This is a genomic window from bacterium (assembly GCA_023145965.1).
GTDB lineage: Bacteria > UBP14 > UBA6098 > UBA6098 > UBA6098 > UBA6098.
Genome location: JAGLDC010000030.1, coordinates 1 through 8,779, shown reverse-complemented (window position 1 = coordinate 8,779; position 8,779 = coordinate 1). Strand labels below are relative to the sequence as shown.

8 protein-coding genes are annotated in these 8,779 nt (G+C 42.6%); 7 read left to right on the top strand and 1 reads right to left on the bottom strand.

The features are described 5' to 3' along the window. From KAH81_03335 to purH, 6 genes are all read left to right on the top strand, one after another. The coding region (locus KAH81_03335) for a hypothetical protein (protein MCK5832683.1) at window positions 1-726 on the top strand (726 nt) is incomplete at its 5' end. A 130-nt stretch (window positions 727-856) separates the two neighbouring features. Then, complete coding sequence (locus KAH81_03330) at window positions 857-1,516, top strand: hypothetical protein (protein ID MCK5832682.1); 660 nt, start codon at window positions 857-859, stop codon at window positions 1,514-1,516. Further along, window positions 1,501-1,887: a membrane protein insertion efficiency factor YidD gene (locus tag KAH81_03325; GenBank protein MCK5832681.1), complete on the top strand. Its 387-nt coding sequence runs from the start codon at window positions 1,501-1,503 to the stop codon at window positions 1,885-1,887. The genes KAH81_03330 and KAH81_03325 overlap by 16 nt, the downstream gene beginning before the upstream one ends. 23 nt (window positions 1,888-1,910) lie before the next feature. After that, complete coding sequence (locus KAH81_03320) at window positions 1,911-2,711, top strand: hypothetical protein (GenBank protein ID MCK5832680.1); 801 nt, start codon at window positions 1,911-1,913, stop codon at window positions 2,709-2,711. Then, window positions 2,602-3,309, top strand: coding sequence for a phosphatidate cytidylyltransferase (locus KAH81_03315; protein MCK5832679.1), 708 nt, complete (start codon window positions 2,602-2,604; stop codon window positions 3,307-3,309). The genes KAH81_03320 and KAH81_03315 overlap by 110 nt, the downstream gene beginning before the upstream one ends. Before the next feature lie 10 nt (window positions 3,310-3,319). Next, on the top strand, window positions 3,320-4,852 hold the full coding sequence (gene purH, locus KAH81_03310) for a bifunctional phosphoribosylaminoimidazolecarboxamide formyltransferase/IMP cyclohydrolase (protein ID MCK5832678.1): 1,533 nt from the start codon (window positions 3,320-3,322) through the stop codon (window positions 4,850-4,852). Between the two features lie 69 nt (window positions 4,853-4,921). On the opposite strand, the gene KAH81_03305 is transcribed toward purH, so the two are convergent. Continuing rightward, the gene (locus KAH81_03305) at window positions 4,922-6,412 is read right to left on the bottom strand and encodes an OmpA family protein (GenBank protein MCK5832677.1); all 1,491 of its coding nucleotides are present in this window, start codon (window positions 6,410-6,412) and stop codon (window positions 4,922-4,924) included. A gap of 256 nt (window positions 6,413-6,668) precedes the next feature. Here KAH81_03305 and KAH81_03300 point away from each other — a divergent pair, with 256 nt between their 5' ends. Then, window positions 6,669-8,756 carry a BatA domain-containing protein gene (locus KAH81_03300; GenBank protein MCK5832676.1) on the top strand — a complete coding sequence of 696 codons (2,088 nt, stop codon included), beginning with the start codon at window positions 6,669-6,671 and terminating at the stop codon, window positions 8,754-8,756. The last annotated feature ends 23 nt before the right edge of the window (window positions 8,757-8,779 follow it).

The following is an 8,779-nucleotide window of genomic DNA, read 5'->3' as shown; positions in this document are numbered from 1 at the left end:
GCCAGCCATGAAGGATTCTATGGTAATCTGATTATCTCCGATGCCGTGGGGGCATTAGTTCCCCTTAGAAAGAGAAATCTTGCACTGGGAGTGATTTATCTCGGTGGTGGAGGAATAAACATAACCGAGCTTCCAGACCCATCACAACCAGTAGGGCCCGATAACTTGCCCTATATTGTAGATACCAAAGGCCATCACGACCTCGCATTAGGAGCGGCTTATGCCTACTCTCTAAATAGAGGAATCTCCTTAGGTGCATCTGGCGGAGGAGTCTATCGTAGTCTCATCGACCAGAAAGCCTATGGCGTGTTCGTTTCACTCGGTCTCGATTGGGCACCTATACAAAACATGCATTTGGGTTTTATTGTTGCCAATAGCTCCTATATTTCTTGGAGCACAGGCACCAACGAATTGAGAACACCCGATATTAGCACCGGCTGTTCGTTTAATAAGGACTTAGGATCGAATTTTTCGAGCAAAGTAACGGCAGAATTGAGTTATGTTATTTCGGGGGCTTTATTGGAATACTCCGTGGGTGCGGGCATATCGTATAAATCCATGGTAGATTTCATGGCTGGACTCGACGACGGTTCGATTACGGCAGGTGCTGATTTTGCTTTATTCCCCGGGATTCTGATAGGTGCTTCCATGACAACTCACCGAGAATTGCCCGTTTCATATAGATTTGGAATCAATTTATACAAGGCCGATTCCAACAATGATTAGAAATCGAATATATTTTTATTTTCTTATTATATTTTTTATTGCATCGATATGTTTCCCTCGGGAAACAGCCCCAAATTGTCTTTCCTGTTTCTCTTCATGTCCTGATGAATTTGCTTTTGGAGAATACCTTTTGGATTATGGGCTTTGTGAGGAAGCAGAGATCGAAGTAATGCGTCTTTCGGAGAATATACAGTATGACGCATTATATCATGTTGCAATACAATATATAAAGGCTAATGACTTTAGTGATGCTATTAAATTACTAACGTATCTAGTTGATAAAAAAGAAGATAAGAAATATTATTATGAATCACTTAATTTGATTATCGTGCTCGAATTCCTCGATGGTAATTACTCTAACGCAGTTAAATATATTGTGTTAGCCCAAAAAAGCTATCCTGATAAGAATTCCGAAGATCTTTATGAAAAAATCTTGTTGGCCGAGGAAGGAAATTGGTCTTTCGAGGGTATGAATGGCCCGCGATTTCGCTCGCCTCAATTGGCGCGGATAATGTCCTTTATATTGCCTGGAAGCGGACAGGTATATACGAAAAAATATTCAGAAGCTTTGAGAACAATGGTTATTAATGGTGTTTTTGGTTATATAGTTACCGATGCATTTTCGCGAGGTTTGTATCCTCGGGCTTTAACTACGTTTTACTTTTTCGGTGCGCGTTATTGGATTGGTAACTCAGAGAATGCGGCAAATGATGCAAGACAATTTAACCATAAAGAGCGCAAGTTAGCTGCCCATAGGGCGATAGGGGAGTTGGAGTGTTGCGAAGAATAGTCCCATTATTTTTGATCTTAATGTTTGGAGTGAGCTTTGCCGATTCAACAGGTGTTGATATTTCAGAAAAAGGAAAAGGCAATAACTCTAATAACACCATAAAGATAGTATCGAAAGGTTTATTAGAGTTCTATCAAAAATATATTACAGACTTAGATGCCCATAGGTGCCCAATGGAACCGAGTTGTTCAGAATTCTCCAAACTAGCCTTCAAGAAAACAGGGCCTCTGAGAGCATTATTATTAACTTCAGATAGATTGATGCGCGATAACAGCTTATCGCAAAAAGAATATAAAAAGAATGAAGAAGGAAAAAAGATCGATCCTATTGAAAGGTATATTGAATGCGTTTCGTCGCGACAATCACCATAATGGTATTTTCGTGTTTAGCCCAGATGTCCGCGAATAATCAATTCCAACTCGCGAACGAATTATTCAATATTGGTTATTCAGATAAAGCGGCTGTAGAATACTTGCGTTTTACCTATTATTTCGCCGAAGACCAAAGAGGGGCTTTGGCTAAATATCGCGCTGGTCTTTGTTTCGATGAGTCGGAAAGACCTTTTCAAGCAAGAAAGATATATAACAAAATAATTTCAGGTGGCAGAACAGACTCTCTTTCAAATGGAGCGAGATATAGATTGTCATTGTCTTATTTTAAGAGTGGCGACACGCCAAGCAGTTTGTTTTATATCGAGAAATATATTTTAGATTGTGATATCAAATGTCAATTATCGCTTGTTTATCTCGAAGGGTGGAATTATTTTTGGGAACGAAAATACTCCGAGGCTTTAAGAGTGTTTGGAAGAATCGAAACTGGAGAACTCGATTCATCGTCTTTTTTCATGCAGGGCCTATCTCAACAAGGATTGGCTCTTCCGCGTAGATCACCATACTTAGTGGCTGGAATGAGTGCGATACTTCCGGGATCGGGAAGAGCTTATCTTGGACGCTGGGGCGATGCGCTTATTAACCTCGTTGTTATTGGGGGTTCATTTGCCGGAAGCTACTTGATGTGGGATGATGATCGCAGTTTTTCGATAGGGCTCTTGATTTCCGGCGCTATTTTTTATGGTGGCAATATATATGGCAGTTGGGTGGGCGCAAAATATTTTAATGAGCAGAAACATAGGGATTTATATAATTATGCAAAAAAATACGTTCCTCGAAGACCTGAAGAACTCTACCGTTACTAAAACGGATCTTTTAACTGAGCTTAAAAGAAAGTCGGTTCATTTCTTTGCTTTGATAATTCCAATTCTTTACATGATTGTCCCGCCAAAACAAGCTATGCTTATTCTTGCGTCGTTTGCATTTCTGTCGGTTTTGCTTGATTTGTTGAAATATTACGATAGAAGATTCCGTTTACTATATGTTAAGGTAGGTGGCAAACTTCTTCGAAGCCATGAGTTTAAACGCTTCACATCCTCATCATACATCCTTTGTGCGGCTTTGATAGCGGTTGTGGCTTTCGATAAATGGGTGGCAGTCGTCGTTTTGGTTAACATCATTCTTGGCGATATTGCCGCAGCGATTTTTGGGAAAAGATTCGGTAAACACTATACTATCAATAATAAAACTCTTGAAGGTAGTATGGCTTTTTTCATTGCAGCCTATTTTGGAAGTATAATTTTTAAAATGACTGCCGGTTTAATTGCGCCTTGGGCGGCGCTCTTTACGGGTGCGTTAGTTGCTACTGTTGTTGAATCGCTCCCTTTAGGCATAGATGATAATTTAACTGTGCCACTATTAACTGGATTATTGTTACAACTTATGTATATCGGACACTTCTAAGGAGGTCTTAATGTCACTCAAGGTTAAAAGAGCGCTGATTTCTGTTTGGGATAAAACCAATCTCGAGGAATTCGCGCGTAATCTAATATCGGTGGGAGTCGAAATATATACTACAGGGGGAACCGGCAAAGCTCTGGAAAAGGCTGGAATTGACTACATTCCATTGGAAACGCTTACCGGATTCTCGGAACTTATTGGCGGAAGGGTCAAAACTCTTCATCCAAAGATATTTGCGGGGATTTTAGCTAGAAGAGAAAGCGCAGAACATATGGAATCCATTTCTGCTGAAGGTATTCCAGCATTCGATCTTATCGCAGTAAACCTTTATCCCTTCGAGGCTACACTTGCGAAAACCGAAAATATGGACGAACGAGTTGAGATGATCGATATTGGTGGAGTCGCTCTTCTTAGGGCAGCCGGGAAGAATTTTAAGTCTGTTGCCGTTATCTGTGACCCAGAAGATTACGCACCAATTTCAGCTGAGATTCTCGAAACAGGTAAAATATCTCTTGGATTGCTTAAAACTCTTGCCGCAAAAGCATTTAATATGACATCTTACTACGATGGCTTAATCGCCTCGACTTTTGCAGGAGAGGGGAATCCAATTTATACAAGCAGGCCTATGAAATTAGTCGATGAGCTTCGATATGGTGAGAATCCTCATCAAAAAGCAGCGCTTTATTCCGACCCTCTGGCCAAATCAGGGGTAACTTTTGCCCAACAGTTATGGGGTAAGAAGTTGAGTTATAATAATATACTCGATCTTGACGCGGTTTATCATGTCCTTCTGGAGTTTGCCGATAAAACAGCCTCGGTTATTGTAAAGCATGTTAGTCCTTGTGGAGTAGCACTTGGAGATAACGCAATCGAGGCCTACCTTGGCGCGCTTTCTTGCGATCCGGTTAGCGCTTTTGGTGGGATAGCTGGATTCACCTGCGATGTCGATCTCGAGACAGCTCGTAAAATGCACGAGCACTTCTTCGAATGTATTATTGCACCTGATTTCTCGCCGGAAGCACTGGAAATTCTCGAGAAAAAAAAGAATCTGCGTTTACTAAAACTCGATATAAAGCGACCAAAAACTGCTCCTACTTTCTTGAGGGGTGTTTATGGAGGATTTCTTGCGCAATCAGGGGATCCCTCTGGTTTGGAATCGCCTAAATGGGAAATTGTTACCGATCGAAAACCCACACCCGAGGAGGACGACGCTCTTCATTTTGCGTGGCGTGCTGTTAAAGGTGTTAAATCAAATTCGGTGTTGGTTGCTGGAGGAAAAGCAGTTTATGGAATAGGCGGAGGACTTCCGAGCCGTGTCGATGCTGCAAAGTTGGCTGTTGAAAAGGCTGGCGAAAGAACGGTCGGTGCTGTTGCAGCTTCGGATGCTTTTTTCCCATTTCCCGATGGTATGGAGGTTTTAGCCGATGCCGGTGTGACCGCCATAGTCCAACCGGGTGGTTCACTTCGAGATCATTTAGTTACCGATCGTGCGAACGAACTTGGTATCGCTATGATACACACAGGAATGCGTCATTTTAGGCATTGATCAATGTTGCAGCGATAATAAAAAGGCGGCCTTTGAAGGCCGCCTTTTTTTTGTCCGCTATTAAATATATCAAGGTTCCCAAAGGAAGATCTCGACCCTTCGATTTAAAGACTGGCCCTCATCGGTCGAGTTATCCGCTTTTGGCCTGTCCGAACCAAACCAGTCTACCACTATTCGGTTTACTGGAATATCACATTTATCCCTAAGATATTTTGCAACAACTTCAGTTCGGGCTTCAGATAGGGTGTAGTTATCAGGGAATTCGGGTGTATCGATACGAATGTTGTCCGTGTGTCCTTCGATGTATATTCTGTTCGTCCGATATTTGTTCCAAATGTAGCAAACCGAATCTAATTGAGCGATAGTCCGGTCTGTAAGCTCGATCGATGCAAACGGGAATTTAACCTCGGCAATTTTATCTCCTACAGGTGCTGGAATAATCTCTTCTTCCTCTTCTAAGAGCGATGTGGTTTCTATAGGAAGGATTTCAGGTGGTTTCATCAGACCAGATTCCTCCGGTTTCTTACGCTTCGGGAGTTTAATCTTGACTTCGGGTATCTCGAAGTTAATTCCTATTCTATGAGTAACATTCAAATCGGTATTATCCACAAAAGCGTAGTCCACGCGGAAAAAAGCGAGGGCGATACCAGCGCCGGCTGTAAAGTCTTTTCTATCCAAACCTAAGCGGAGGAAGAAATGCTTAAGTATATTAAGCTCTGTGCCTAAATGGGGATCTATAGAAATAGGCCCTATGTTGGCGATTCCGTTATAATCCTCGAAATGGGTTTCGAAATCGCCTGCTAAAGCCAAATTCCCACGAATAGCTGGCAAATCTAACGAAAATTTTCCTCCCCACCAAAGGGAAGGAATTTTTTGCTCCCATAGGCCGGTTGACCAGCGGATATGTGTTCCCACAGCATCGCGCAGCGTAGCGCCTAAAACGAGGTTCTCTTTAAGTTTGTATGTTGCGCCGAGATCGGCACCAAATCCGAAGGCCGAATACTGACCTATATAGCTTTGCAGGTGTTTTATTGAAGCACCTATAATTAGTCGATCAGAGAGGGCACGACCTGCTGCAATTGTAAAAAGGTAATCTCCTTCGCTATGGTAATAAACAGCATCGGAATCTATGCGTTCACCTGGATCCCATTGACCATTGTCTTCGCCCTGATCGCCGGTTCCGGGGAGATTATCTACTCCATAGTCGAAGTAACCCCAGTTGTGAGTGAATGGGATGCCTTCTGTTCCGTTGCGGAAGAAGCCCAATCCCCAGTAAGAATTACCAAGTTGTCGAGCTGCGGCGCCAGCATCGAGTTGGTATAAATTGTCGAACATCGTCGCGTGCATGTAATAAAATTTTATTTCATCGGAGAGGCCGGCAAGACCAGAAGGATTCCACCATATTGTCTGCGGGTCGGAATCGAAACTTGTAAATGTGCCGCCCATACCGGCCGCACGGACACTTACGGAAAGGTCTGTGAATTCGGCAGCGTATTTTGTTGCAAAACAAGAAATTGATACTATCTGCAACAGGAAGATAATTGGCAAAAGCCTTTTCATTATTTCTCCAAAGGATTTAAACATAGTTAGAAAATATCATAATACCGCAAGAAATCAACAGGTTTTCTTTTCGAAAACAAAAAAGTCAAATAGATTGGTTCACGCTCAATAAGCTTTATTGAGAAAAGGGGTGTTTTCCTTCGGGAGGTGTGGGGATGGGATAATCATCATTGTGGTAGCTGTTGTTCCTCAAACTTGGCTTGATTTAAAATGTGACGAAGCGTATAATGGCATTTCTATTGCATAAGGAAAAAATATGTTGAGTTTTCTAAATAGTGTCTTTTTACCGGCTCTTGCTGCTATTTTTCTTCCTATCCTCATTCACCTTCTCACTAGAAGACGTCTTGTGGAGAGGAAATGGCCTTCTCTTCGCTTCATCGAGGAGATACAGAAGCGTCGTATGCGTAAATTCAAGCTTAAGCAGCTAATCTTGCTTGCCTTGCGCGTGCTGATATTGATTTTAGTGATTGGCGCTTTTGCCAGACCGGCAATAAAGACTGCAAAATCGGTCAATATCGGTGCTCACGAGAGAACCTCCGTTGCTTTGCTAATAGATAACTCCTATTCGATGGGGCAGGAAACAGCAGGAGTTGATCTTTTCACTAAAGCGAGTCAATCGGCGGAGGATATTTTCGAGATACTCGACGAAGGAGACGAACTCTCGATTATACCTTTTAATTCCTCGCCTTATCCTGCTTCGAGAGAGCCTTTTAAGGCGCTTTCTGGCGCTCGTCAGGCTATAGATAGCCTTAAGCTCTCGGGTAGCACGACCGATATTTGGAATGCTATTTCTGCGGCAGTTGCAATGCTTATGGAAAGCAAACTACCGAATAAAGAGATTTTTATCCTAACCGACGACAAAGATCATGGTTGGCTTCGCTCTGGTGAACTTGACCTTCCGAAGGATATCAAGCTATATTGTCTCGTATTTTCTCCCGATGACGAGCGGAACATAGGCTTAACAAATATCGAATTCCCGCGCACGCTTTTACAGAAAAAAGTGCCTTTTTCCTTGATTGCCGAAATTAAGAGCTTTGCCTCAGGAGCTGTTACAGATTTTGTTGTGGATCTATATCTCGATGGAAAAAGGATTGCACAGAGGTCTGTCGATCTTAATCCCGAAGAATTCGGAATGCTTGAATTTAGCGCCGAGTTCGAGAGTGGGGGTTTTCACTATGGAGAGTTTAGATCAGAGGGTGATGCTATACCAACTGACAATTCCAGGTATTTCTCCTTTAAGATACCGAAAAAAATAAATGTATTAGTCGTAGGGGGAGAAGAAAAAAAATTCATTTCGAATGCCCTATCGCCTTCGAATGACGACTTCTTCTTCGTTAAACGCTTATCCTATAATCAACTTGGCTCGGAGCTATTATCATCCTGGGATGTTGTTATCCTGTCTGATCCACCGGAACTTGCGAATAATATTGGAGTATCGATTACCGGTTTTCTTTCTCGAGGCGGCGGATTGGCATTGTTTTTAGGAGGTTCTCCAGACCCTGGAAAATCATGGAAATCCATCTTTGGAGATAAAACCACGATTTCGGTTCTGGCAAGTATAGGGGATTCTATTGGCGGTGGGCGTTTCAATCTGGGAACGGCCGATTTCGATCACCCAGTGTTTACACCCTTCAAAGAGGAAGGAATCCCCGATGTTGATTTCAAGCGCGTTGCCGCGATAACAAATTCCAATAAAGTTCCGATCTCCTTATCGAATGGTGTTCCACTGATTGCCGAGATGGAATTCGGTGAAGGGAAACTGGCAGTATGTGCTTTTTCAGCCAATTTAAGATACGGTGACCTGGCGACCAGCGGATTTTTTGTGCCACTGATGCACAGGCTTACTCAATATCTAGCTGAGGATGTTTCGGAATTTGATGCTGGATATATTGTGGGTGAGGAGGTTGTCCGAGTTATCGAAGAGCCACCTTCCGGTGTTTTAACCCTTACAAGACCAGATAGCTCGATAATCTTCCTTAGCCCGCGTTTCGCCTCAGGGAATGTTATTATTAATGTTGGAAGAGTCTTTATTCCCGGGATATATAAGATATCTTCAGGGGATAGCTTGTTGGACATTTTTGCGATCAATGTCGATACCCGCGAAAGTGAAGCAAGTAAACTCGATAAGAAGGCCGTCGAATCTGCTGTTAAGCTGAAATGGCTTTCACCAAATAAAGATATCGAAAAAGAGATACTCGCACAAAGATTCGGTAGAGAGCTACATCACGGGATGCTTATACTGGCTTTCATTTTAATGATAGCTGAGCTTATTCTTGGTGGCACATGGCGCCGCCCGCGCGATCTTTCCGATCAGATAAAGAAAAAAGAGGGGAATATTTCCTAGCTTTTTAGCCCAGACTCTAAGCT

Excerpts from the sequence above, each read along its gene's own strand:
- KAH81_03320 (MCK5832680.1), top strand. The coding sequence starts at position 1,911 with ATGTCCGCGAATAATCAATTCCAACTCGCGAACGAATTATTCAATATT.
- KAH81_03315 (MCK5832679.1), top strand. The coding sequence starts at position 2,602 with ATGGCAGTTGGGTGGGCGCAAAATATTTTAATGAGCAGAAACATAGGG.
- purH (MCK5832678.1), top strand. The coding sequence starts at position 3,320 with ATGTCACTCAAGGTTAAAAGAGCGCTGATTTCTGTTTGGGATAAAACC.
- KAH81_03305 (MCK5832677.1), bottom strand. The coding sequence starts at position 6,412 with ATGAAAAGGCTTTTGCCAATTATCTTCCTGTTGCAGATAGTATCAATT.
- KAH81_03300 (MCK5832676.1), top strand. The coding sequence starts at position 6,669 with ATGTTGAGTTTTCTAAATAGTGTCTTTTTACCGGCTCTTGCTGCTATT.